Genomic DNA, 24,728 nt, shown 5'->3' with positions numbered 1-24,728 from the left:
AGAACTAGCGAGTATTCTTTAAAAAGCTAACAAAATTTAGAATATGACGAGAAATCGTCACAGCTTGTTGTGAGATGATCTTTCAGCTCCACCAGATCAAAATCGCCCCATCATGTCGATGGCTAATCCGACACGATAGGGCGACTCAAAAGAATAGAGATTATAAGATTGGACTGAGCAATCGTGACACGCCTTCGCGCATCCGGACGGTCCATTTCCGGGCTGCGTAATCATCGACCGTGTACTTCCGGCTGACGGCGACGTCTGATTCGAACAGTGATGCGAGTTCGAGCGCGACCCGCTCGTCATAGATGACGGCGTTCACTTCAAAGTTCAAGCGGAAGCTGCGGGCATCCAAGTTCGTCGTCCCGACGGTTGAAATCTCGTCATCGACGACGAGCGTCTTGGCGTGCAGGAACCCTTCCCCGTACATATACACGTTCGCCCCATAGTCGAGCAGTTCGCCGAGGAATGACAGCGACGCCCACATGACGAACGGATGGTCGGGCTTGCCGGGTATCATGATGTCCATCTTGACGCCGGACAGGAGCGCCATCTTACAGGCGTCCATGAAACTCGCGTCCGGGATGAAGTAAGGCGTCTGAATAATGACGCGCTCTTTCGCCGACATAATCATTTTAATCATCATGTTTTTCAAATGTTCCGTGTCCGAGTTCGGACCGCTCGTCACGATTTGCATCGGCGATTTGTCCTTGATGTCATGGCGGGCGAAACAGAACGAGTTCTCCGGGTCATGATGTTTGCTGCCGGAATAGTTCCAATCGAGGATGAACCGGTGTTGTAAATGATAGACGACGTCCCCTTCGACACGAAGGTGTGTATCGCGCCAGTAACCAAACTTCTCGACGAGGCCGAGGTATTCGGTGCCGACGTTGAATCCACCGACGTAGCCGATTTTGCCGTCGATGATGACGACTTTCCGGTGGTTCCGGTTGTTCAATTTAAAGTTGATCAGGCCGAGCGTCGGCGGGAAGAAGACACGGACCTCGCCGTTATGGGCGATCAATTCTTTGAAGTCGGAGTTGCGGAGGCTGCGCGAGCCGACCGCGTCATAGAGGAGACGCACTTTGACACCCGCCTTGGCCCGTTCAATCAGTTCATGGATGAGCGCCTTCCCGAGCGCGTCCCGTTGGATGATGTAGTACTGAATGTTGATTTCCGTCTCGGCGCTCCGGATGTCGTCCATGAGCGCTTTGAACTTCTGTTCGCCGTCGTGCATGATGGCGGATTTATTATGGACGCTAATGAGCGATTTCGAAGAGCGCAAGTTCATCTCGAGCAGTTGCTCATACTTCTCGAACACTGGTTGAGCCAAAGCGGTTTCTTTCCGGCGAATCTGTTCGATTTGACTATCGACTTGCAGCGCGTGGAACGACCGCTCTTCGACGCTCAAGTTAAAGAAGTTGTCCTTTTTCAACTGCCGTCCGAGAAACATGTAGACGATGAACCCAAGAATTGGCAAGAAGAACAAGACGAGCAACCAAGCCCACGTCGCCCCGACATCACGGCGCTCCGCGAAAATAACGGCTAACGCGAACAATAAATTCAATCCGAGGACGATATACAGTCCCCAACTAATAATGACCGACCAATCCAAACGACCAACTCCCTAAACGACAATTTCAGTGCATAGATTAATAATACCTCATTCAAGGGAATAGTAAGCTATCGAAACATAAGGAGGAGACAAAGATGCATTTACAAGTGAATTGGAAACAGGGAATGGCGTTCCAGACGACGACGCCGTCAGGTCATGACGTGACGCTCGACGCCGGGGAAGACGTTGGCGGCCTCAACACGGGTCCGCGGCCGACCGAGATGCTCCTGCAGGCGACGGCTGCCTGTACAGGAATCGATATCGTCTCGATTTTGCATAAGATGCGCTTGCCGCTCGAGCGGTTCGAGATGAAAATCGACGGTGTCCGGGCGACAGAACATCCGAAGAAGTTCACGGCGATTCACATTTTATACGTCCTCGACGGGGACATGCCGGAAGAACGGGTCCGCCATGCCATCGAGTTGTCGGTCGACCGCTATTGTTCCGTGTCGCACAGTCTAAACGCGACGATGACGTACAGTTATCAGTTGAATGGCGGCGAGGTCGTCCCGTTCGCGTGATGTGAGCAAGATGGTTGAAAAGAGTCGAAACGGTCCGTTATATTTGTATTTCAAATACTGCAATACAAAGGAGGACGTTATGATTCGACTCGCGACGAAACGCGATGCCAAACACATCGCGGACCTAATCGAACAACGAGCCGTAGCGCTAAAACAACAAGGTAGCGACCAATGGACGGAATATTTGGAGCAAGACCTCATGGATCGGGTGCAGACGGACATCACCTCGGGACACGTCTACGTGTACGAGCAAGACGGATCGGTATTGGCTTCGATCGCCTTACTTCCGGCAGATGACTGGGATCACAATTTATGGGAAGATGGCGAACGCGGCCAATATATCCATCGAATCGTCGTCAGCGAACGATTGAAAGGCAGAGGCGTCGGTCAGCAACTGATGGAGCACGTCTTGCGTGAGGCCGACACACATGAACCGATCCGGCTCGATTGTGTGGCCGACAATGCGTTCTTGAATAGTTATTATCCACGGTTTGGCTTCGTCTTCGTGGACTCACGGGACGGATACAACACGTTCGAATACAATATGGATGAGAGTGTCAGTGCATAAGGGGTCAACCAACCCCTTTTTTTGATATACTGAGAAGCGAATTGATGGGAGGAAACAAGATGATCAATACAATACTTGTCGGTTTCGGTTTTTCCGCGACGACATTCCATGTACCATTTTTACAGGAACTCGATGACTTCCAAATCGCTGGTGTCGTCTCCTCACGCCCAGAGGACGTACGAGCCGCACTCGGCGACGTCACTGTATACGCGACGTTAGACGAGGCGCTTGCGACAGACGCTTCGTTGTTCGTCATCACGACGCCATCCGATTTACATAAAGACATGGTCGAACGGTGCCTGGAAGCAGGGAAAGACGTGCTCGTCGAGAAGCCGGCGTTCGTGACGACGGAGGAAGGCGAGGCATTGATTGCGCTCGAACAGGCAAGTGACGGCATCGTCAACGTCTTCCATAATCGCCGGACGGATGGAGACTTCTTGACGGTCAAACGATTGCTCGAAGAACACCGCCTCGGTGACTGGAAAGTGCTCGAGTCACGGTTCGACCGGTTCCGTCCGCTCGTTCGTGACCGCTGGCGCGAGAATGCTGGACCCGGCGCCGGTATTCTATTTGACCTCGGCAGCCATTTGATTGACCAAGCGCTCGTCTTGTTCGGGGCGCCGGATCAAGTATCGGCCGATGTCATGATTCAACGTGACGGTGGCCAGTCCGATGACGGGTTCCATGTGACGTTGTATTATGGAGAGAAACGGGTCTATCTTCGCTCGAACCCGTTCATTGCCATCGAGGCACCTCGATTCGAAGTGCACGGGACGGAAGGCAGCTTCCTTAAAATCGGGCTCGATCCGCAAGAGGCGTGTCTCCGGAACGGGGAAGTCAGATGCCCCGACCGTGAGACCGGAACAATCGTCACGGATGCGGAAGCGACGATTGACATCGAACCTGGCGACTACGTATCGTTCTATCAAGCGCTCGCGGATAGCTATACGACACGACGTCCGCTCGTCACGCTTCAAGATGCGTTGTTGACGACACGCATCATCGAGACGGCCCGTGAGTCGTCCCGTTCGCAACGTGTCCTCGACTTCAACTTATAATCCTGTAGGACGACCTGCCGTATTCGGTAAGGTCGTCTTTTTTATAATTTTAGAGAAATCTCGATGATTTTATTGTGAATCAACAAACTCGCTTCATGTTTGTTAACAACAAAAAGCTATCCTCATCTTTCAAATAGTCAGTCATGAATGGGAACAGGACATAGGAAACGACTCGTGATGTCCGATTGTGATTTAGACCATTGACGATTTTGAGGAAGAGGGGATTGAATGATGTTCAATCAAATCGTGAAGAACCGTTGGGAATGGGAGAATTGGCTACAGGAGGTCAACTGTGATGCGTATGACCATTACGACTACGTGTTGGCCAACTGTGAACCCGGCGAGCAGCCTGAGTTGTATATCGCAGCGAAGGACGATGGGATTTTAATATACCCGTACATCCGTCGTCCAGTCGCCCATCGTTATGACGATCTCGTCACGGCGTACGGTTACGGTGGTCCGTTCCGAGAGGGAAACTTCACAAACGAGGACGTTCGAGAGGCACGCAAACTCTTTCTGCAGCGTCCTGAGAATCAAGCGACCGTCACCGAAACGATCCGTTATCATCCGTGTCGCCTCGACCCGGATTTGATGCGAGCGTTCGGACGAGCCGTCCCGATTCGCCAGACAGTCCATGTCCGGATTGATGATTCGTTCGAGCAGTTGGAGCAACGTTTCAGCAAGATGACGAAACGGAACGTCAAGCGGGCCATCCGTGAACAGGTGACAGTCGCTCGCGGGCAGGCGCATGAACTGTGTGAGTTCATTCGATTGTATCGGGCCACGATGGACCGACGTGCTGCGAACGACGTCTATTATTTCCCGGACCGATATTTCGAGGACCTGTGGAACAGCGATACGTGTGAGACGGAACTATTGTTCGCCGTTCATGACGGCGTCATCGTGGCAGGTGTGTTCATGTTGTTCGGGGACGACGGGGCCCACTATCATCTTGGTGGATCGGATGCAGATTACTTGGCGCTCCGACCGAACCACTTCTTGTTCCGCGAAATGATCCGTCGCGCGGTCGAAAAAGATAAGGCGTATGTTCATCTCGGTGGCGGTGCGACCGGGGAAGATGCGCTTTATGACTTCAAGCAGAGCTTCTCGGGTGATGAGCCGCTCACGTATTACATCGGCCAGGCCGTGCTCGACGAGGTGGTGTATCATCGGTTGAACCAAGACCATTTGCTCCGCTACGGGCCATCTGATTTCTTTCCGCTCTATCGGACACCAGTCGCAGAGACGGTCACCGAGGTCCAAGCGGAACGATAACAAAAGGTTCTCACTCGAGATGGAGTGAGAACCTTTTGTATTAAGCGGCCTCTTCGTCGGAAGCGGCCATTTTTTCGGTTTGGCGGGTGATTGGGAAGTTTTTGAACAGCTTACTACCGACGAGTCCAGCCACGATTCCGACACCGAACAAGATGAGCGCCGTCACGGTCACGGTCTGCCAATCGTTGAATCCGTACATGACAAGCAATCCCGGAATCCCGGCAGCGGAACCTGGGGCATCGTTCACCATACCGGTCATGGCGACGATGAGTCCGGCAATCGCACCGCCGACAAAGTTGACGCTGTAGATGGGAATCGGGTTCGCCGAGATGAGGTCGGCTTGCGTGAGCGGTTCGATGGCGACTGATAGTTGGTCTTTCTTCGTCCCGATGTTCAACCGCTTGAACAGCAAGAAGTTCATCGAGATTGACGCCGTCAACGCAAGGGCGGCGATGGCCATCGGCACACCTGTCAAACCGAGCATGGCTGTGAGAGCCATCGAACTAAGTGGCGACGTCGAGACGACCGTGACGATGCCACCAAGGACAAGTCCCATCACGACCGGGTTCTGTGTCGCAGCAAGTTCGATGACCGCACCGATTTGTGTCAGCGTGTTCGTGACGAGCGGATCGACGCCTGTCGCGACGAGACGGGCGAGCGGAGCCATGATGATGACGTAGAAGATCATGTCGACACCGGCCGGCAAGTGCCGGTCTAATTTACGACCGGCGAGCGCGAGGATGTAGCCGGCGAAGAAGCCGGGAAGAATCCCGAATCCGGCGACCGATAGTCCGAGCATGAGCGCGTAAACTGGATTGATGCCGAGGGCGATCGATACGAGCGCGGCTGCTGCCGGACCTGATAATGAACCGGCTGCTTGTCCTACTTCTTCATATAAAGGAAGCGGGAGCAGACCGCCGATGGCGTAGGCGTTGAATGCCTCGACCAGGAAACTGGCGATGGCGGCGCCGGCAAGGGCGCCCATCGCTTTCATCCCGAACGGGGCTTTGTAGCTGAATAATGTGAATAAGGCAAGAATCAACAGTAAAAGTGCGATACCTTGAATAATGACCATATGGTGTACCTCTTTCTCTCTGTTCTATATTTCCTCTATAGTTAACCATTCGAACGGTTCTGTAAAGCCATTTCATCCATCTGACACGACTTTTTTTGGTGGTAGCGTTTCCATCTTAGGAATTGGATAATTGTGAACAAAATTAACTGTGAAATTCGCGAAAAAACAAGCTCATATGTGTCAGTCCGGCCCGGAGTGGGAACAGAAAGGGGAAAGACTTTTCATATAGGAATGACCAAGGAGGAGTAGAGATGCAGATGGAGAACAAAAATTGGCACGCACTCGAACCGGATGCGGTACAGAGTTCGCTCGAGACGGACACGGACAGTGGTCTGTCGAAAGGGGAAGTGTCAAGTCGGCAAGAGCAGTACGGGAAGAACGTATTGCCCGAGAAAGAGAAGACACCTGAAATCATAAAATTTTTGCGTCAATTCAATGATATTCTTGTCTTTGTCTTACTCGGTGCCGCGGTCGTCACCGGTTTTTTAGGGGAGTACATCGATACGATCGTCATCGTGCTCGTCGTGACGATTATCGCGGTCGTCGGTTACCTTCAAGAGAACAAGGCCGAGCAAGCGTTAGAAGGCATCAAAAAGTTACTCGAGACGAAGGCGAGCGTCATCCGTGACGGCAAGCAGAGCCAAGTCGACTCGAGCGACCTCGTCGTCGGGGACATCTTGGTACTCGCTGCCGGAGACAAGGTACCGGCTGACGCCCGTGTCATTCAAGCAGAGAAGTTCAAAGTCGAGGAGTCGGCATTGACGGGAGAAGCGACGACGGTCGAGAAGAAAATCCAAGTCGTCCCGGAAGACGCCGTCCTCGGCGATCGCAAGAACATGATTTATTCAGGTACGAGCGTGGCGACAGGAAGCGCGAAAGCAATCGTCACGTCCATCGGAGAAGGCACGGAGCTCGGCCAAATCAACGCCTCGATTGCTGAAGTCGAGACGGTGAAGACGCCGCTCATTCGCCAGACGACGAAGTTTGGTCAGACGGTATCCATCGCCATCCTCGTCATCTCGGTCGTCATTTACGCGTTCGGTTACTTCGTCCGCGATTTCGACCCGATTGAGTTGATGCTGACGACGATCGGTCTCGCCGTCGCCGCTATCCCAGAAGGATTGCCGGCCGTCATCTCAATCATTCTCGCGCTCGGTGTCCGTAACATGGCCGAGAAGAAAGCCATCGTTCGTAGCCTGCCGTCGGTTGAGACGCTAGGTGCCGTATCGGTCATCTGTACCGATAAGACCGGGACGTTGACGAAGAACGAGATGACCGTCAAACAAGTCGTCACGGCCAAACACGACATCGAAGTGTCAGGGAGCGGTTATGAGCCGGACGGTGATTTGGAATTGAACGGTCAACCGTTCGATTTGGATGATGACGAGTCGATGATTGATTTGCTCACAGTCGGGAAAACGTGTAACGACGCCCAGTTGTACGAAGAAGGCGGCGAATGGGTCGTCAATGGTGACCCGACGGAAGCATGCTTGCTCACGCTCGCCGAAAAGGCGGAGCGGCCGATCGAACGTTTGGACGTCATCTCGAAGATTCCATTCGATTCGGAGTACAAATATATGGCGACGCTCGTCGATTATAAGGGCGAGCGCATGATCTTCATCAAAGGGGCGCCGGACCGCCTGTTCGATATGGCGGAAGACACGGAGTTTGACCGCGCCTACTGGGATGAGAAACGAAAAGAGATTGCCGACCGCGGACAACGCGTGCTCGGGGGCGGCTTCAAGCGCGTCGACGCCTCAAAAGAGACGGTCGACCATGAAGACGTTGAGAACGGCATCACGTTCCTTGGCCTATACGGTATCGTCGATCCACCACGTCAAGAAGCGATTGAAGCGGTCGCGGCTTGTCGTGACGCTGGGATCCGCATCAAGATGATCACCGGCGACCATAAAGACACGGCCGTCGCCATCGCGCGAGAACTCGGCATGGAAGTTGAAGGTGCCCTTGAAGGGAAAGAATTGACGAACATGTCCGACGAAGAAATCAAAGAGGCGTCGGTTCATAATGACGTCTTCGCCCGGACGAGCCCGAACGATAAACTTCGTCTCGTCAAAGGGTTGCAACAGAACGGATTAATCACGTCGATGACCGGAGATGGTGTCAATGACGCACCGGCCTTGAAACGGGCCGACATCGGGGTCGCGATGGGGATTAAAGGGACGGAAGTCGCAAAAGAAGCCTCGCAGATGGTCCTCGTCGATGACAACTTCAAGACGATTTATAACGCCGTCCGTGAAGGACGCCGCGTCTACGATAACTTGAAGAAGACGATTTTGTTCTTGCTCCCGACAAACGGTGGACAAGCACTCCTCGTCGCCATGAGTATCTTGCTTGGCGCATCGGCACCACTCAGCCCGGTTCAAATCCTCTGGGTCAACATGGTCGTCGCCATCACACTCTCGCTCGCCATCGCGTTCGAGCCGCTTGAAGAGAGCACGATGAAACGCCCGCCGCGTCCGGCGAACGTACCGCTATTAAGTCGCTATTACGTCTTCCGCATCACGTTCGTCTCGATTTTAATCGGGGGCGGTAGTCTCGTCATCAACTATATGCTCGGTGATTTCGATTACTCGACCGACAAGTTGCAAACAATCACGCTCAATACGATTGTCATGGCGCAACTGTTCCATTTGTTCAACTGTCGGACCGAGCTCGCGCCAGCCTTCAACCGTCACTTCTTCGACAATAAAATCGCGTTTGTCGTCTCAGCACTATTGATTGGACTCCAGTTGTTCATCACCTACGTCCCGTTCATGCATACGCTGTTCGGTACAGCACCGCTCGAGCTGCAAGACTGGATTTATCCGGTCGCGTTCGGTCTCATCGTCTTTGTCATCGTCGAAATCGAGAAAGCCATCTCGCGTCGTGTCATCGGTAACAAAGACATACACTGATGTTTTAGTGAAGACGGAATGTGGAATTCATGTATTATGCAGAGGAGGGATGCTCAATGAAACGTGATGAATCACAGCCTGGGGTACACCCAGATCCAGTCCCGGATGAACAGTCCGATCCGGCCACGAAACCGGCACCGACACAACATCCAGATCCGGATCCGGAACAGGATAATGACGACTCAAACTAAGGACGCCGATGTTAGAACGGCGACTCATACAAAAAGGGATTTCCGATCAATGTCGGAAATCCCTTTTTACTGTTATTTCTTCGGTGCCGGGCTGCGATACTCGGTCATCTTGTCGAACTCTTTCTCATTGAAATATTCGACGATGGTAAAATCGCCGACCGGACATTCCCAACGGTCCTTGGCGACCTGACACTCTTTCAGTGTCACGTTCTGGTCGTACATATCAAGCTCGAGCGTATCCTTCAAAAACTGATTGACTTGTTTGTCGTTGATTTTGAAGTATTCGCTCAAGATGATGTCTTCGCCTCTGTCGTTCGTAAGCGTCATCACTTTGAAAAATCTCATGGGTGTACCTTCTTTCGTCTGTAAGCTGAATTCTCAGTATATAGGAGCTGGCCCGATTTGGGAACCGTCATCCTGATTTCCATCAGCATGCCCCTAACGCGAATGCGACAGGGGCTCGGCTCATTTCATTTTTAGTCGGCTTGGCGGTGCCTCGTTGAACGGTTGTTTATGGCGAATAATCAGCCAGAACAGTAACCCGAACAAGGGGATGTAAGGCAGCGGCGACAAGCTCATCTTATAGCGTTTGGCATCCCGGTTCATCAACGTGATTTGGATGAAAGCGAGCAAGAAGAAATCGACTGTCATCGTCCGGACGAACTGGTTCTGTTCGACGTACGACCAATACTCGGCCACGTTGCCGGTCGTCGAGGCGGCGATGAACAATCCAATCGTGATGACCAAGAGCAGCACCCCGAGCAGTCGGGTCGGGAGCGGTTTAATCGGTGTCGGATAAGGCGATTGCCGCGCGAACGCCAAATACGGCGCGATGATGAAGCCGCCAACGACGAAACCGGTCGCAGCCGGTAAGAGCGGGTTCGGGCGCAACTGGTTCACCTCGGACCATAGAAGCGGGAACAAGGCGAGCGGATAGACACCTAGGATACTGAACAAGGAAAGCGAATATCCTTCATAGGCGTCCGTGTTATACGTGATGAAGTCGAGCAAAAACCGGCTCGAGAACGGTTCGTTCGGGCCGAGGAGCGCGATGGCAATTGCAGCGGCCCATGGAATGAGTAAAAACTTTCTAGTCATGCCCTACACCTCGAGTCTGTCTCTGTTTCCATTAGTATACCCCGGAATCAAGCGAACAAAAAATGAGAAGTGTCAATCGACACGTTCTCATTGATTTTCACGAGCATACGCCTTGATCATCGTCACGAGTTGTTGGGTCTCATCCGAATTCGTCTCAAGAAGAATCCCATAGTCATAATAGCTTCCCATCTGTCCGCGATGACGGACGTGTCCAGTCACATCCAATGGTTGAATCAATGGGACGAGGTCCAGTTTAACTTGGACTTTCAACCCTTCAGACAATGGAAATAAATAGTCGCACCGCATCTTCAGACCGTGGGCACTGATATTGAGCAGTTGTGCTTCCCCGTCATGCAGTTCTTTATCTTCCCAGATGAGGCGATACGGGATGAAGCGGGGAGTTGGTAAGATATAGCGAAACGTTTCTTGTCGTCGATAGCGCATCGGTTCACCTCATTTCTCTACCTAGATTATCGGCTATTTGAAGTGAATCGTGAAGGGGGAAAGCCACCAAAATTTAGGAAGCGCGGTTTACAGGATTGCAAACGCTTTCTATAATAGAAAGACAGAGTTGGTGAAGGAGGGATCGTATGAACGTCAAGGATTTGCTACGACGGTATTCGATCGACGAACCAATCATCTACGCGAAAAATCTACACGGGCAGTGGGTCAAGCTCGAACAACTGCCGCCCTACACCATACTAGAGGTCGAGGCGAAGGACGAGGCCATCGAGGCGCTCGCCATCGACGCGTACGTGGCGCTCACCGTTTGTCGGGAGAAATCGTCGCTTGAAGACGCACGCCCTTATGCGGTGCGGCTTCATATCAAAGCAAAGTAAAAAAACCGCGAGCCGAGGGGCTCGCGGTTTTGCTTAAGCTGCTTCTTCTTTCTCGTCTTCCTGTGGGACGGTCCGTTTCGCATAATACATGAACGGTGTCGCCATCCAGGCGATGATGAACTTGGCGACATATGTCGTGATGAAAATGTTCCACCAGATATCCCATTCCATGCCCCAGAAGGCGATCGTACAAAACGTGAGCGTGTCGATGAACTGAGAGACGACGGTCGAACCGGTCGTCCGAAGCCAAAGTTTTTTCTCACCCGTCTTGGCGCGAATCTTCGAATAGATGAAGACGTCGAACAGTTGCGAGACGAGGTACGCGGCGAGACTACCGAGCGTGATGAGCGGAAGCATCGAGAACAGCGCTTCGAAGCTCTCATGCATGAACAGCGCCTCTTCGAACGGCTCATAGAGCAATGCGTATTGCATGAGCACGGTCGAGACAATCAAGATGAAGAAGCCGAGCCAGACGCCTTTTTGGGCAGTGTGCCGACCATATTTTTCATTCAAGATGTCTGTCGCTAAATAAAGGGAACCGTAGACGATATTCCCGAGTGTAAAGATGAAACCACCGATTACAATCTGCTGCGTCACTTGGATGTTGGCGACGACCGAGGCCATCGCGATCCAGGCGAACAGTCCAACGCGTCCGAACAGCTTATAGCTGAGGACGAGCAGACCGAGCGTGAGCAAGGCAGAAGGAATCCATAACCATTCATTGAGCATGGGGATTGTACTCCTTCCAAATCATTCATTCTGTCAACTTTACAAGTTTATAGAGGAACGGAAACTGTGTCAAGACAGTTCGTGACTAAACAGAAAAAGCTCTCACCCGAGTCTTGGATGAGAGCGATATATTTAGTTAGTATGCGATTATGCACCACTTATTTCGAAAGCAACCGAAAGTAGCTCGAGAAATTGGTTATAATATTCCTAGAAAGGTGGGGAAATTTTGAAAGTTATATCGGCAGTGATTTTATTATGTTGCTCTTTATGGATGACAATTTATTTGTACGGAGAATATGCCATTAGTTCTGCTAGATTTAATCCTTCTTTAGTGATATTCCCAGTAGCACTTTTTATATTGTCTATCATTTTCTTTTTCACTTCTAAAGAAAGCTATCAAGCGAATGAAAACAATTTGAATGAGTAGTAAGGAGTCTAGTAAAGATTTAGGAATACATCAAATAAGCGTCCTTCGGGGCGTTTTTGTCGTCTGTCATTACATTCATGGTTACAATTTATTACGTGATATTGCAATACAATGAGGTCACGTAAAGCAAATAACTATGTCCCTCCAGAAAGAGACAGCCGAGGCGTTTGGTGCCATGATGGAGCACAAGACCGTTGATTGAGATAACAATCGTTCGACAAATGATTTAGCCTTGTCGACAACACAAAAATCGAGAAACTGTGCAATTTCTGTGCAATGACAAAAAGAAAGCACCTCCTGTCATAAACAGGAAGTGCTTTAAACCGCTTGGTTGAGCGGTATTATTGATGCCTCCGACGAGAATCGAACTCGTGCTGCAGCATTACCATTGCTGAGGTCTGCCACTAACCTACAGAGGCGGTTACAACTAGTATGTTACACAGTCTGATCTGAAATTTCAAGCTTTTTTAGAATAATAAGACCCCCTTCCTCCTCATAGTGAGAAGGAAGGGGGTGCGTTGAATCAAGCTTACTTCGTCCGGACCCAAACAGCTCCAGCCGAGTTGTCTTTCGCTTCGCCGACAACGTCGACGACGAGTCCGTATTGTGGAAGTTTACGGCCCGCATCTGGGATGAGCGAGTTGATGTACGTGTTGGCGTCGTTGAACTGTTTCACGCCTGGTTGAGCTTTGTAGTCATAGATACCACGGCTCGGTGAATCGATGTACCAAGGGAGCGTCTTATCTAAGCTGAACGCCGCGTCGGCGATCTGGTAACGTGTGCTGCCTGATACTGTTTCTTTGCCGTTCAAGTTGCCGATGAGTGCCTCAGGGTGTGAATCGACGACACCGAGGAAACCTTCACCCGGGTGGAGGCCAACCCAGTTGTCTGAGAACGAATCATCCGCATACCAGACGACGAGACCTGTGTTGTACTTGACGCCACGGCCGTTCAAGAGACCTGTATCCGCACCAGCATGGTTGCGCCATTCGAGGTAGTAGTAATGCGGTTTCGAATCCCAACCGTCCGACTTGACGAAGCCGTCGAGCGTGACTTTCTCAGCGCCTTCCGCATCGTCTGCGAGAAGCGATTGACCGCCTGATGTGATTGACAAGTTGTCGAGTGCGAACCCTTCAAGCGCAAGTCCGCCGTCTGTCACGTATTCGAAGACGATTTGTACGTCTTGCCCAGCGAACTGAGACAAGTCATACGATTTGTTCACCCAAGCGCCTTTTGTCGATTCCGCACCGTTTCCAGTGTTGTCATCGCCATAGACATCAAGGACGACTTCTTTGCCGCCACTGAGTGCTTTCACGTACAAGTAGTCGTAGTCGTACTCGATATCGAAACGTGTGTCGAACGCGAGCGTACCGTCCGCGCCGAGTTTGACCGTCGGTGTCGCGAGTTCGGTATGCAAGTTATCGCCTTTCGTCGAGTAGTAGTAATACTTCCCGTATGCCGGCTCGATACCTTTCACTTTCTTGTCAGGAAGGTTTACTTTCAACAAACCAGGGTTCGTCGATTTCGTCACCGACTGATCGAGTTTCGAGACGAAACCTTGTTGCGTGATGTCTTCAAGATCGACTTCCGTGATGTTTGCCCAGTTACCGCCCATCAATTTTTGGAAGTACTCTTTGTTTTGTGGCGAGAAGCTCGTCGGCTCCGTTCCTGCCACTTTACCAGCCCAGCTGCCGCCGCTCATGATCGACCATGATTGGACCGGCTCACCTTGACCAGTGTACTGTGTGTCGTATTCATCTGGAAGCCCAAGGTCGTGACCAAATTCGTGAGCGAAGACGCCGACTGCACCGTCTTCCGGTTGAATCGTGTAATCGTAGGCCGCCATTTTACCGCCCCAGTATGGAACTGCTGCCTTTGTATTGTTGACCGGATAAACACCGTTTAATACCCAACGGTGTGACCAGACCGCGTCGTCACCGAGGACACCGCCACCCGCTTCTTGGCCTGTACCGGCATGGATGATCATCAAGTGGTCGACCAAGCCGTCCGGCTCGTTGAAGTCGCCGTCGCCATCAAGGTCATACAAATCGTATTGATCGTGCTCGGCGAGATCGACGCCCGAAGCGACCGCCGCGTTCAACGCGTCTTTGACGAGTTGGCGTGGACCAGGTCCGATGTTATCATTTCCACCGGCCGGATTGTCACCGCCGTAGTCTTTCGCTGTCCCCGGGACACTTAACCAGTCCGAGACGGTGCCATCGACCGTATAGCTGCCGCCAGACTGCTCCTCATAATACTGTTTGAACGTCTGGACTTTGTCACCGTTGAACAATTCGAACGATTCGTCGCCGAACATATACTGCTCGTAGTGTTCTTTACTGAAGTTATCACTATATAGATATCCTTCTTCTTGAACGACGTTGTTATGTTTGAAGTCGCTATACTCGACGAGAAGGACGAGAACTTTGTCTTCACGGACGGCGCCATTATAGCCTGCCTGTTGAGCTGGATCGACTTTGACTTGACCGTTCGGTTTGCCTTTACGATAGTTCGCTTGACCTTTTTTCGCTTTGTCGAGGAGACGCTCCGATTCTTTCTCGAATTGGTTATGTATCTTCTCTTTCGCTTTGGCTGCTTTTTCATTTAACTCATCGTCGTGCTTATGAACGTCTGTCGCGTTGCCTTGTTTCTTCTCGATATAAGCGTCGACGGCCTTTTGGCGCTCGGTGGCCGAAAGCCCTTTTTTGATGACGCCTCGTTTCTCGAGCGCTTTGGCGAGTCGATCCTCATCGATGATGTTGTGATCGAATGGAGCATTCGTGCTCGGGGTTGGTAGCGGTGAAGACGCAAGTGGAGCGGCGCCGACGGCCGGGATCGCACTGACGCTCATGACTGATGTCAGCGCGACGGCGAGCGTCGTACGACGGATGGAACGTTTTTTCATTTGTATTAACCTCCTGTGAAAATAATGGGAAATTGTGTGAGCTTGAATCCAACGTTAAACTTGTGTCAGATTAATGTCAATATTCAGAAAATATGAATCAAAAAAAGAGACTTTCGTCCCTGTTGGTCCTTAAGACCTAAGGGAGTTGAGTCTCCATGTCGATGACACCGTAATGAAATTTGGACGTTTTGCGCACAACCCTTGTAAAACCAAACGTTTCGAACGTCTCACTCTCAAAATGAGCCTTTAAGACAATCCGTTTGGCCGCGACACGACGGGCTTCCGTCATGAGTTCGTGAGACAATGGGTTCGTGTTGGCGAGGGATCGTAATGGGTTCAAGTGAACTGATTCTGAAATCGTCTTTTCGAACATCGGATCGAAGTAGACGACGTCAAACGAATTGTCCGGACACGTTTTCAAATAAGTGAGGGCATCCGTCCAGACGACCTCGAGTCGACGCATCGCCTCATTGACCGCATCATGCTTCTCTTCCCAGACGGTCATGCCTTCTTTGACGAGCATGGCGGTGACGAATTCACTCTCGAGTCCGACGGCACGACCGGTCGGACCGACGGCGTGACTGAGGACGATGCTGTCTGAGCCGAGTCCGAGCGTGCAGTCTAGGACGCGGTCACCTGGTTTGATTGCGGTAGCATCGACGAGCGGGTCGTTCCCGCCGCGCGCGAGCTGCTTCACGCGGAACACCGAGCTCGATGGATGGAAGAAAAACGGTTCATCTCCTTCGAGCGGAGTATATTCGACACGACGCTTATCAAATACGAGCACGCCGGCGTGGTGACGTTGCTTTAACGTGTCGATGGAGTGTTTGCGCCGGGCGACGAAACGAACGCCATAAGTCGCCGCATGAGCCTCAGCGCGTTCGATGATCGCCTCGGTCGGGCGTAAACAAGTCGTAACGATATAGGTCATAATATCTCCTTACTGAAAAAATGAGACGCAGAGGCGTCTCATTTTTTCTTGCTGAGTAAATCCGACAATTCGTCGATGAGCGCCTTATGCGAGGCGAGTTCTTTCTTCTTCTCATCGTTCGGGTTGATCGGGCGTTTCGAGCGGCTTTGAAGCGCTTCGAGCGTCTCATCGATTGACGATTTGAGCGTATCGCGATCTTCCGGCTTGAGCGTCACTTCATGCGGGTTTTCACCGCTTGCGTCGAGTTCGCGCAGACGAGCCATCAATTGTTTTGCTTCTCGGTTCAAATCGGCGAGCAATCTGTCAATTTGTTCCAAACGAAGCTTGATTCCATCACGTTCTGTAAACATTCGTTTCACCTCTTTTGTTGGGTAACCGTTAGGTATCTTCTTATTTACTTTACCATAATTTTTGAAAGACGAAACTACCGGGAATATATTCCATTTTATTTGAGTAAGGGAAACACTGTTTCTCTATGCCCACACGACATTCGACTGGTATACTGACTTAGCTAATAAGGAGGTGGTCGGATGCAGTCGACAACTCATCCACCAAAAGCGCTCAAAGGCGCCATTTTGTCCATCACGACGTATTTGGTCTTATCAGTCCTAAAAGTCGTCTTCGGTTATTTGTATAATTCGGAAGCCGTCCTCGCCGACGGATTCAACAACACGACCGACATCATCGCATCAATCGCCGTCTATATCGGCATTCGCATCGCCGCGCTCCCACGGGACGCTGAACATAAATACGGGCACGCCAAGATGGAGACGCTCGCCGCACTCGTCGCCTCGCTCATCATGGTCGCCGTCGGCGTGTTCGTTCTATTGAACAGCATCGCCACGTTGCTCGCGGGCGAATACGTGGAACCGAACCCGCTCGCGGCCGTCGTCGCGTTCGTGAGCGCGCTCGTCATGTTCGGCGTATATGCGTACAATTCAAGATTGGCGAAGCAGACCCGGTCACTCGCCTTGAAGGCGGCGGCGAAAGACAATCTCGCCGACGCCATGATTTCAATCGGGGCGACGCTCGGCGTCCTGTTTGCCTACTTTAAATTGCCGTGGATGGATACGGTGCTCGCCGTCCTCATCGCCGGGATGATTATCCGAACGGCGATTCAAATCTTCCTCGACGCGACCCATCAGCTCTCGGACGGATTCCCCCCGGACCTCGTCGATTCGTATGAGGAGACGATCCAACAGTTCGATGCCGTCAAAGAGGTCCGCGAAATCAAAGGACGTCACCTCGGCAACCACGTCATGCTCGATGTGACGATTGCCGTCGAAGGAAGCCTTACTGTTGAAGAGGCGCACGATTTATGTGACGACATCGAGCGTGAACTCGACGAGCATCATGCCGTCGATTCGGTCCACATCCACATCGAGCCGGTCTGATTTCGGTTATCTTTTGCGCTTCACGGCGCCGTTCGTATATAATGATTGTGGAAAGACAATGAGATAACTGTTAAGGAGGGCACGGGATGGAAATCGTGCGTCAACCTATTCGTCAGATTGATGAGATCGAATATGAGCATTTTAAAAAATACGGTCAAAGTTCTTACGGTATGTCAGCCGAAGAGTTAAAAGGCATCTTTGTCGAGATGGGCGAAGAGCAGGTGTACTCAGCCGACGCCCATAGCTATGGGGAGGACTTTTATTTCGACCTCCGTGTCGATGGTCAAACGGTCGGGAAAGTGTTGCTCTTGAAACTGGCTCGCGTCTATCAGCTCGATTTGATGGTGTTCGACCCATTCAAGGACAAAGGCTATGCGACAGAAGGACTTCGCCTCGCGCTCGAGCAATCCGATTTGAAAGAAGGGCATACGGTCCGTGCCGGTATCCCGTCGACGAGCCCGCATCAGGAAGCGGTACGTCACGTTCTCGAAAAGAACGGCTTCGAGAAACGGAACGGCCTCTACTATTTAAACTTTAAAAAACGATATGTAATTAACCATTGAACTGACGGCGTCTGACGCGTCAGTTTTTTCGTATGGAGGTTTTTGAGATGAAACAAGTGACAATCAATGACATCGCCAAACTGGCCGGGGTCGCGAAAAGCACCGTTTCCCGTTACTTGAATGGGGGCTCGGTCGGACAGGCGACCCGCGACAAGATTGAGCGCGTCATCCAAGAGACGAACTATGAGCCGAACCAGTTCGCGCAAAGTTTGAAATCGAAACAGACGAAAATGATTGGGGTCATCGTGCCGCGGCTCGATTCCTATGCCGCTTCACGAACGATGATGGGCATCGACGAACGACTGACCGAACGCGGTTATCAAATGCTCGTCGTTAACACGGCCCAACAGACGGAGCGTGAGATAGAGCAGCTGTACAACTTGGCGAAACAAAAAGTGGCTGGCATCATTTGGCTCGGGACGACCGTGACGGAACGACACTTGCAGGCGATTCAAGACATTCAAATCCCGGTCCTCTTGATCGGTCAGGAACATGGTCACGTCCATAGCCTCGTCTATCCAGACTTTGATGCGGCGTATGCCCTCGGGAAGCAGTTCATGGATTGGGGACATCGCGATATCATCTATGTGGGTGTCGAGGAGTACGACATCGCCGTCGGTCAAACGAGACGTGACGGTTTCTTACGCGCCTTCAATGAGGCCGGGGCGGATGTGAAGATATATACGACATCATTTAAAATCGACGATGCGATTCCGATTGGGATGCAGATTGGACATGAACAGTCGGCATCACTCGTCGTCTGTGCGACCGACAATATCGCCCTCGGCGTGTTGAAGGGACTTGCCAACGCCGGCAAGACGGTCCCGGGCGACATCTCGGTGAGTGGATTCGGCGGCTATGATTTTACCGAAGTGCTCCATCCGTCGATCACGACGGTCCACCTGCCATATCGACGGACCGGTTCCCGTGCGGCTGACATGATTCTCCAGTTGTTAACAGGTGAAACCATCCCAATGAAAACGTTCACAACTTTTGAATTAAAACTGCGCGAAAGCGTTGACATTTTAAATTAAATCGTTTACATTTGTGTTGCGGAACCGGTTCCGCAACATTTTTTATTCATTTTTGGAACCGGTTCGATAGATGCTACGAAGCAACCATTTAGACATGGAGGTGGACGGATGAACACCGTACATTGCATTGGGGAACTACTGATTGATTGGGTTTGTGAGGACGCCTCGAGCGACCTCGTCAACGGGACGACATTCGTAAAGAAAGCAGGGGGCGCTCCGGCAAACGTTGCTGCGGTCGTCAGTAAGCATGGAGGAAGCTCAAGTTTCCTTGGTCAAGTCGGGGCAGACCCGTTCGGGCGCTTTTTAAAACAGACGCTCGTCGATAACGGTGTCGGCGTCGAGAATTTGGTCGAGGAAGGTGACACGACGTTCGCGTTCGTCTCGATTCAAGCGGATGGAGAGCGTGACTTCACGTTCCGCCGCGGCAGCGACGGCGACTATGCGTTCGAGTCGATTGACTTGGCGGCATTCAAGCCTGGAGACATCGTCCATTTCGGATCGGCGACGGCGCTCCTCGACGGCGAGTTAAAGAACGCCTACTTTAAACTGCTCCAGTTCGCCAAACGTGACGGCTTGTTCGTCTCGTTCGATCCGAACTACCGTGACGCGCTCGTGACCGACCTCGAGGCGTTCAAACAAGATTCGCTCCACTTCATCGCCGAAGCGGACTTCGTCAAGTTGAGCGAAGAAGAGGCGCACTTGTTGACGGGACTCAACGATTTAGACGAAGCGGTCGCTTCGCTTCTCGCAGCGGGTGCGAAACGAATCGCCATCACGCTCGGCTCTCGTGGGACGCTAATTGCGACGAAAGACGTCAAAGACGTCATCGCCTCCGTCAAAATTGACAGTATCGATTCGACGGGAGCGGGCGACGCCTTCGTCGGAGCATATCTGTATCGGTTGTCGACACTCGGGATCGATGACGGCCGACTCTTGCAGGACATCGAATATGCGAACGTGACCGGCGCACTCACGTGTACGGCCTACGGCGCGATTCCAGCCATACCATCACAACAACGCGTGCTTGAAGCGCTAGGAGGGAAACCAGCATGAACTACAGACAAGAAGCAGAAGCGATTTTAGAGGCGATTGGCGGGAAAGACAACGTCGCCGCCGCGGCCCACTGTGCGACCCGGCTCCGCCTCGTCTTGAACGATGAATCAAAAGTCGATGAGAAGAAATTGGACGCCTTAGACGTCGTCAAAGGAACCTTTTCGACCGGTGGCCAGTACCAAATCATCATCGGTGCAGGTACGGTCAACAAAGTGTACGCCGAATTCGCCCAATTGACAGGGCTCGGCGACATGTCGACAAGCGACGTCAAGTCGGCCGGCGCAAAGAAAGGCAACCCGCTCCAACAGTTCGTCAAGATGTTATCGGATATCTTCGTCCCGATCATCCCGGCCATCGTCGCCGGTGGTCTCTTGATGGGGATCAACAACTTGCTCACGGCACCTGATTTGTTCTTCGACGGCAGCTCATTAATTGACCAGTACCCTGGCATCGCCGATCTCGCCGCGATGATCAACACATTCGCGAACGCCGCCTTCGTCTTCCTACCTGTCCTGATAGGTTTCTCCGCCGCCAAGCGGTTTGGGGGTAACCCGTACCTCGGCGCCGCGCTCGGGATGATCATGGTTCACCCGGACCTCGTCAACGCCTATGCACAAGCAACGGTCGGCGATATCCCGGTTTGGAATATTCTCGGCTTTGAAATCGAGAAACTCGGTTACCAAGGACAAGTGTTACCGGTCCTCGTATCCGCTTATATTTTGTCGAAACTTGAAATCAATATCCGTAAATTCATGCCAGCTTCACTCGATATCTTGCTCACACCGCTCCTCTCGCTCCTTATCACGGCGTTCGTCACGTTCGCTTTCGTCGGACCGATCACGCGTGAAGCGGGTAACTTGATTATCGACGGTCTCGTTTGGACGTACGACTCACTCGGCTTCTTCGGCGGTCTCGTCATGGGTCTCTTGTACGCACCGATCGTCATCACAGGGATGCACCACAGCTTTATCGCTATCGAGACGCAACTTCTCGCCGATATCGCACGTACGGGCGGATCATTCATCTTCCCAATCGCAGCCATGTCGAACGTCGCACAAGGTGCGGCTACACTCGCTGTCTTCTTCTTGACACGTGATCAAAAGATGAAAGGTGTCGCTTCGGCATCTGGTATCTCGGCACTCCTTGGAATCACGGAGCCGGCCATGTTCGGGGTCAACTTGAAACTACGCTATCCGTTCATCGCGGCCATCATCGGTTCAGGGATCGCCTCGGCGTTCATCGTCGGACGTGAAGTCCTCGCCGTCGCCCTCGGTGCGGCAGGTCTTCCAGGGATCATCTCAATCGCACCAGCGTCAATCGTCTCTTACATCATCGGGATGGCCATCGCCTTCGCGGTCGCCTTCGGATTGACGTTCGTGCTCGCGAAACGCCAAGCGAAAAAAGAAGCAGTCAAGGAAGCAGCCTAAGGAAAAAGGAAGTGATGTTATGAGTTGGACGAAGGCAGAGCGTTACCGCTCGTTACGTGACGTGAGTGCCCTCGAGATGGAGACGCTCCGCACAAAGACAGCGGCTTCCCCGTGGCGGTTCGGATACCATATCCAACCGCCGACGGGACTCCTGAACGACCCGAACGGATTCACGTATTACAATGGGGAATATCATATGTTTTATCAGTGGTTCCCACTCGGACCGGTACACGGTCTCAAGCATTGGTATCATGTCACATCACCCGACCTCGTCACATGGACGGACCGCGGGGTAGCGTTAGTCCCGGAGACGACCGAAGATTCACACGGTGCCTATTCAGGCAGCGGGTTCGTGAAGGACGGAGAACTCCACGTCATGTACACCGGCAATCACCGGACGGATGACTGGACGCGTCACGCCTCGCAAGTGATCGGCGTGTTACGGGATGGAAAGATTGAGCGACGTAACGTCGCAATCCCGGACGTGCCGGCCGGATACACCGAACACTACCGTGACCCGAAAGTGTGGCTCGAGGACGGCGTCTATTACGCCGTCGTCGGTGCACAACGCACAGATGAGACGGGATGCGTCGTGTTGTATCGATCGAGCGACTTGGACGAGTGGACGTTCCTCGGTGAGATTGAGACGGGACTCGATTCGTTCGGCTACATGTGGGAATGTCCCGACGTGTTCGAACTGGACGGGCAGCACGTCCTCGTCTTCTCGCCGCAAGGGATTGAACCGGACGGGCATCGGTATCACAACATCTATCAGTCCGGTTTCTTGATCGGCAAGCTCGATGTTGAGACGTTGACGTTCACACACGGCGCGTTCGAGGAACTCGATTTCGGTTTCGATTTTTACGCGCCTCAGACGACAGAACAGGACGGGCGTCGCGTGCTCGTCGGTTGGATGGGACTCCCTGAAATCGAGTATCCGACGGACCGGTTCGGTTGGGCCCACGCCTTGACACTACCGCGTGTGCTCACAATCGAGGACGGGTCGCTCAAGCAGCGTCCGGTGGCGGAGATGACAACGCTTCGCCGAGACACGTTCCTCGACGTGTCTGGCACGTCAGTCAGTATCGCAACTCCGGACCGGTACGAGCTGGAGTTGAAAACGGACGGGTCAGACTTTAGCCTCGACTTGCTTCAAGTCGGCGACGAGTCACTCGTCATCCGGTACGACGCAGCGGCCGGCGAATTGACGATCGACCGGACGCATACTGGCGAGCCGTTCGCGACCGAGTATGGCACGACGCGGACGAAGGAGATTGCCGTGACGTCGCTTCATTTGTTCGTCGACTCGTCAAGTGTCGAATGCTTCGTCAATGACGGGGAGGCGGTCGCGACGCTCCGCGTCTTCCCGAGTGAGCTTGAGAAACAGTTGCGCTACGAAGGCGCGACTGCGAGCCTGACCGGTTGGACGTATCAATAAGGAAAAGCTGAGCTTCGGCTCGGCTTTTTTGTTTCCCATTAAATTGAGCACTATATGCTATTCTGAGAATAGGTAATAAATTACATATGATAAAGGGGATGGTTTACGTGTGGATGATTTTGGGATTACTGGCGATTGGGGCGACACTGGTCAATTTATATACGTTCAGCGTCGGGAAAGATTACAAGCTGCCGATGGCGATTGCGTTGTCCTTGACAGCATTGACAGTATGCGCGGATTACAGCTATTTATCTGTCTGGGTCGAAGCGGAGGATTGGAGTGCGTTGGCGGATGTCATACCAGGTATGGGACGGGCATTATGGGTTCTCACCAGCATCTCAATCATCTTGAACCTATTGCCGATTTTCTTAGAGAAATCGCGAAGACAGGCATGAGTGATTCGATGTCAAAAATTGTGAAACCTTTCGTCCGGATTTTCGTAAAAGATGACTATCAACGCGAATGGGGTGGAGGGAATGAAACGAAATCGAGCCATTATGACAGTGGCTTCGGCGATGTTCAAGGCTTTCATAGAGCCGGAGGAAAGTGAATTGGATAGAGAAGAAATGATTCAAGCGCGAGTCGCCCAGTCGTCAGGGATCGGTTCGTTCAATGAGACGGATTTCATCATGTTCAATGAGATCGAGAAAGTGAGACCGTTTGCGGACATGTTGCGGAATGCAGATGAGGCGCTCGAAGATTCCATTCACGGGGAACCTGACTTTGACCTGGAACTTCATTGGAAGGGCGGCGTGATGGCACAGTATCAGCTTTGGCTCGGTCAGAAGCAACAACCGAGCTATTTGATGGACGTGACCCATCCACACCTCATCTACCGCGTGTCGGGAGACATGACGAATCAGTTGATTCAAGTGCTCGGGGTGGATGAATAAGGTGAGGAACGTGAGGGTTATGAAAAATGGATTACATTAATTTGAGTTTTCGCTTCGATAAGGATCTTTCGAACAAAACGTATGGTGAAAAGCTCCTTCAATTTTTTGACAAGTACGATGTGGAAATTGGCTTTCTCGGCTATTTTGAGCCCATCAACATACCTTTTTCACGAGAACGATTCATGAATATGTGGGGTGTCGAACAGGATGGTATGTCTGATTTTTTTGCGCGCCTGCATAAACGAAAAAGTTTTCTACTCATCAATCCAAGTTATGACGGAACAGCTAGTGTGTATATCTCGCTCAGTCTATCGAAAACCCATTACAACGACCGGCCAAATCGATGGCTTACTCTATTTAAAGCGATGTGTATCGAACTTAACCCATATCGAGCTGCCATGTGTATGGACCCTAGTTCCAAATCTTCGCTTTATGATTATGACCGGGAAAATTTTTGGTTTCTCAAACCAGAAGAAGTCTCGTGGTTCAATTATTGGAGCGATGATTTGCTGGCCTTTGGGGATGCGTCTGATATTGACGCATTCGAATGGTTTAATCGAGAACGAATCGAAAGCGGATGTTTCTATCAATTGACGGACCAGATAGATGCGTCCGATCTGGAATCGCTTATCGAAGAGGCAAGAATCATGTTTGGCAACGGGTTGCTGTTGAAACGAGAACTCGTTGAAGAGGAAGATATCGATTGGGATGAAGATTACTTTGATTGGGAACACAAATGATTTACATAAGTGCTTAGTTATTCATTACAAGAGGCA

Annotated in this window: 25 protein-coding genes and 1 tRNA gene; 16 read left to right on the top strand and 10 right to left on the bottom strand. The window is 51.9% G+C overall.

Annotation, left to right across the window (positions count from 1 at the left end):
• Positions 1 to 160: 160 nt before the first annotated feature.
• Positions 161 to 1,618: a cardiolipin synthase gene (cls, locus tag KNO58_RS04370; RefSeq protein WP_214752062.1), complete on the bottom strand. Its 1,458-nt coding sequence runs from the start codon at positions 1,616 to 1,618 to the stop codon at positions 161 to 163.
• A gap of 95 nt (positions 1,619 to 1,713) precedes the next feature.
• On the opposite strand from cls, the gene KNO58_RS04365 reads away from it, so the two are divergent.
• The 4 genes from KNO58_RS04365 to KNO58_RS04350 all read left to right on the top strand — a co-directional run bounded on the left by KNO58_RS04365 (position 1,714) and on the right by KNO58_RS04350 (position 5,040).
• The gene (locus KNO58_RS04365) at positions 1,714 to 2,139 is read left to right on the top strand and encodes an OsmC family protein (protein WP_214752061.1); all 426 of its coding nucleotides are present in this window, start codon (positions 1,714 to 1,716) and stop codon (positions 2,137 to 2,139) included.
• 79 nt (positions 2,140 to 2,218) lie between these two features.
• Complete coding sequence (locus tag KNO58_RS04360) at positions 2,219 to 2,707, top strand: GNAT family N-acetyltransferase (RefSeq protein ID WP_214752060.1); 489 nt, start codon at positions 2,219 to 2,221, stop codon at positions 2,705 to 2,707.
• Between the two features lie 59 nt (positions 2,708 to 2,766).
• Entirely contained in the window at positions 2,767 to 3,765 is a 999-nt protein-coding gene (locus KNO58_RS04355; RefSeq protein ID WP_214752059.1) for a Gfo/Idh/MocA family oxidoreductase, read from the top strand.
• Positions 3,766 to 3,993: 228 nt separating this feature from the next.
• Positions 3,994 to 5,040 carry a lipid II:glycine glycyltransferase FemX gene (locus KNO58_RS04350; RefSeq protein WP_214752058.1) on the top strand — a complete coding sequence of 349 codons (1,047 nt, stop codon included), beginning with the start codon at positions 3,994 to 3,996 and terminating at the stop codon, positions 5,038 to 5,040.
• Positions 5,041 to 5,080: 40 nt separating this feature from the next.
• Here the strand turns inward: KNO58_RS04350 and KNO58_RS04345 are convergent, their stop codons facing one another.
• Positions 5,081 to 6,115, bottom strand: coding sequence for a PTS sugar transporter subunit IIC (locus KNO58_RS04345; protein ID WP_214752057.1), 1,035 nt, complete (start codon positions 6,113 to 6,115; stop codon positions 5,081 to 5,083).
• Positions 6,116 to 6,366: 251 nt separating this feature from the next.
• Here KNO58_RS04345 and KNO58_RS04340 point away from each other — a divergent pair, with 251 nt between their 5' ends.
• On the top strand, positions 6,367 to 9,030 hold the full coding sequence (locus tag KNO58_RS04340; RefSeq protein WP_214752056.1) for a cation-transporting P-type ATPase: 2,664 nt from the start codon (positions 6,367 to 6,369) through the stop codon (positions 9,028 to 9,030).
• A gap of 56 nt (positions 9,031 to 9,086) precedes the next feature.
• Positions 9,087 to 9,221 (top strand): hypothetical protein, encoded by a 135-nt coding sequence (locus KNO58_RS15420; RefSeq protein ID WP_260570643.1) that lies wholly within the window; start codon positions 9,087 to 9,089, stop codon positions 9,219 to 9,221.
• A 72-nt stretch (positions 9,222 to 9,293) separates the two neighbouring features.
• Here KNO58_RS15420 and KNO58_RS04335 read toward each other — a convergent pair whose 3' ends face one another.
• From KNO58_RS04335 to KNO58_RS04325, 3 genes are all read right to left on the bottom strand, one after another.
• Positions 9,294 to 9,566, bottom strand: coding sequence for a hypothetical protein (locus KNO58_RS04335; protein WP_251026078.1), 273 nt, complete (start codon positions 9,564 to 9,566; stop codon positions 9,294 to 9,296).
• A gap of 120 nt (positions 9,567 to 9,686) precedes the next feature.
• Entirely contained in the window at positions 9,687 to 10,319 is a 633-nt protein-coding gene (locus KNO58_RS04330) for a hypothetical protein (protein WP_214752055.1), read from the bottom strand.
• 87 nt (positions 10,320 to 10,406) lie between these two features.
• Positions 10,407 to 10,763, bottom strand: coding sequence for a PilZ domain-containing protein (locus KNO58_RS04325; protein WP_214752054.1), 357 nt, complete (start codon positions 10,761 to 10,763; stop codon positions 10,407 to 10,409).
• Positions 10,764 to 10,909: 146 nt separating this feature from the next.
• On the opposite strand from KNO58_RS04325, the gene KNO58_RS04320 reads away from it, so the two are divergent.
• Complete coding sequence (locus tag KNO58_RS04320; protein ID WP_214752053.1) at positions 10,910 to 11,158, top strand: hypothetical protein; 249 nt, start codon at positions 10,910 to 10,912, stop codon at positions 11,156 to 11,158.
• Positions 11,159 to 11,191: 33 nt separating this feature from the next.
• On the opposite strand, the gene KNO58_RS04315 is transcribed toward KNO58_RS04320, so the two are convergent.
• The 5 genes from KNO58_RS04315 to KNO58_RS04295 form a co-directional block, all read right to left on the bottom strand.
• Positions 11,192 to 11,887: a queuosine precursor transporter gene (locus KNO58_RS04315; protein ID WP_214752052.1), complete on the bottom strand. Its 696-nt coding sequence runs from the start codon at positions 11,885 to 11,887 to the stop codon at positions 11,192 to 11,194.
• A 775-nt stretch (positions 11,888 to 12,662) separates the two neighbouring features.
• Positions 12,663 to 12,733, bottom strand: a tRNA-Thr gene (locus KNO58_RS04310).
• A gap of 110 nt (positions 12,734 to 12,843) precedes the next feature.
• Positions 12,844 to 15,219, bottom strand: coding sequence for an immune inhibitor A domain-containing protein (locus KNO58_RS04305; protein WP_214752051.1), 2,376 nt, complete (start codon positions 15,217 to 15,219; stop codon positions 12,844 to 12,846).
• A 136-nt stretch (positions 15,220 to 15,355) separates the two neighbouring features.
• Positions 15,356 to 16,150: a class I SAM-dependent methyltransferase gene (locus tag KNO58_RS04300; protein WP_214752050.1), complete on the bottom strand. Its 795-nt coding sequence runs from the start codon at positions 16,148 to 16,150 to the stop codon at positions 15,356 to 15,358.
• A 38-nt stretch (positions 16,151 to 16,188) separates the two neighbouring features.
• On the bottom strand, positions 16,189 to 16,500 hold the full coding sequence (locus tag KNO58_RS04295; protein WP_021067357.1) for a hypothetical protein: 312 nt from the start codon (positions 16,498 to 16,500) through the stop codon (positions 16,189 to 16,191).
• A 180-nt stretch (positions 16,501 to 16,680) separates the two neighbouring features.
• On the opposite strand from KNO58_RS04295, the gene KNO58_RS04290 reads away from it, so the two are divergent.
• The 9 genes from KNO58_RS04290 to KNO58_RS04250 all read left to right on the top strand — a co-directional run bounded on the left by KNO58_RS04290 (position 16,681) and on the right by KNO58_RS04250 (position 24,692).
• On the top strand, positions 16,681 to 17,544 hold the full coding sequence (locus KNO58_RS04290) for a cation diffusion facilitator family transporter (protein ID WP_214752049.1): 864 nt from the start codon (positions 16,681 to 16,683) through the stop codon (positions 17,542 to 17,544).
• Positions 17,545 to 17,630: 86 nt separating this feature from the next.
• Entirely contained in the window at positions 17,631 to 18,107 is a 477-nt protein-coding gene (locus KNO58_RS04285; protein WP_214752048.1) for a GNAT family N-acetyltransferase, read from the top strand.
• A gap of 47 nt (positions 18,108 to 18,154) precedes the next feature.
• The gene (locus tag KNO58_RS04280) at positions 18,155 to 19,141 is read left to right on the top strand and encodes a LacI family DNA-binding transcriptional regulator (protein WP_214752047.1); all 987 of its coding nucleotides are present in this window, start codon (positions 18,155 to 18,157) and stop codon (positions 19,139 to 19,141) included.
• A 108-nt stretch (positions 19,142 to 19,249) separates the two neighbouring features.
• Entirely contained in the window at positions 19,250 to 20,194 is a 945-nt protein-coding gene (locus KNO58_RS04275; protein WP_214752046.1) for a carbohydrate kinase family protein, read from the top strand.
• Complete coding sequence (locus KNO58_RS04270; RefSeq protein WP_214752045.1) at positions 20,191 to 21,621, top strand: sucrose-specific PTS transporter subunit IIBC; 1,431 nt, start codon at positions 20,191 to 20,193, stop codon at positions 21,619 to 21,621. Before KNO58_RS04275 ends, KNO58_RS04270 begins: the two co-directional genes overlap by 4 nt.
• Before the next feature lie 19 nt (positions 21,622 to 21,640).
• Complete coding sequence (locus KNO58_RS04265) at positions 21,641 to 23,059, top strand: sucrose-6-phosphate hydrolase (RefSeq protein WP_214752044.1); 1,419 nt, start codon at positions 21,641 to 21,643, stop codon at positions 23,057 to 23,059.
• A 107-nt stretch (positions 23,060 to 23,166) separates the two neighbouring features.
• Positions 23,167 to 23,454, top strand: coding sequence for a hypothetical protein (locus tag KNO58_RS04260; protein WP_214752043.1), 288 nt, complete (start codon positions 23,167 to 23,169; stop codon positions 23,452 to 23,454).
• An 81-nt stretch (positions 23,455 to 23,535) separates the two neighbouring features.
• On the top strand, positions 23,536 to 23,952 hold the full coding sequence (locus KNO58_RS04255; protein ID WP_214752042.1) for a YhfM domain-containing protein: 417 nt from the start codon (positions 23,536 to 23,538) through the stop codon (positions 23,950 to 23,952).
• A gap of 26 nt (positions 23,953 to 23,978) precedes the next feature.
• Positions 23,979 to 24,692 carry a hypothetical protein gene (locus KNO58_RS04250; RefSeq protein WP_214752041.1) on the top strand — a complete coding sequence of 238 codons (714 nt, stop codon included), beginning with the start codon at positions 23,979 to 23,981 and terminating at the stop codon, positions 24,690 to 24,692.
• Positions 24,693 to 24,728: the final 36 nt, after the last annotated feature.

The organism is Exiguobacterium sp. J17977 (genome assembly GCF_018616375.1).
Classification (GTDB): Bacteria; Bacillota; Bacilli; order Exiguobacteriales; family Exiguobacteriaceae; genus Exiguobacterium; species Exiguobacterium mexicanum.
This window is presented reverse-complemented; position numbering and strand designations above follow the sequence as displayed.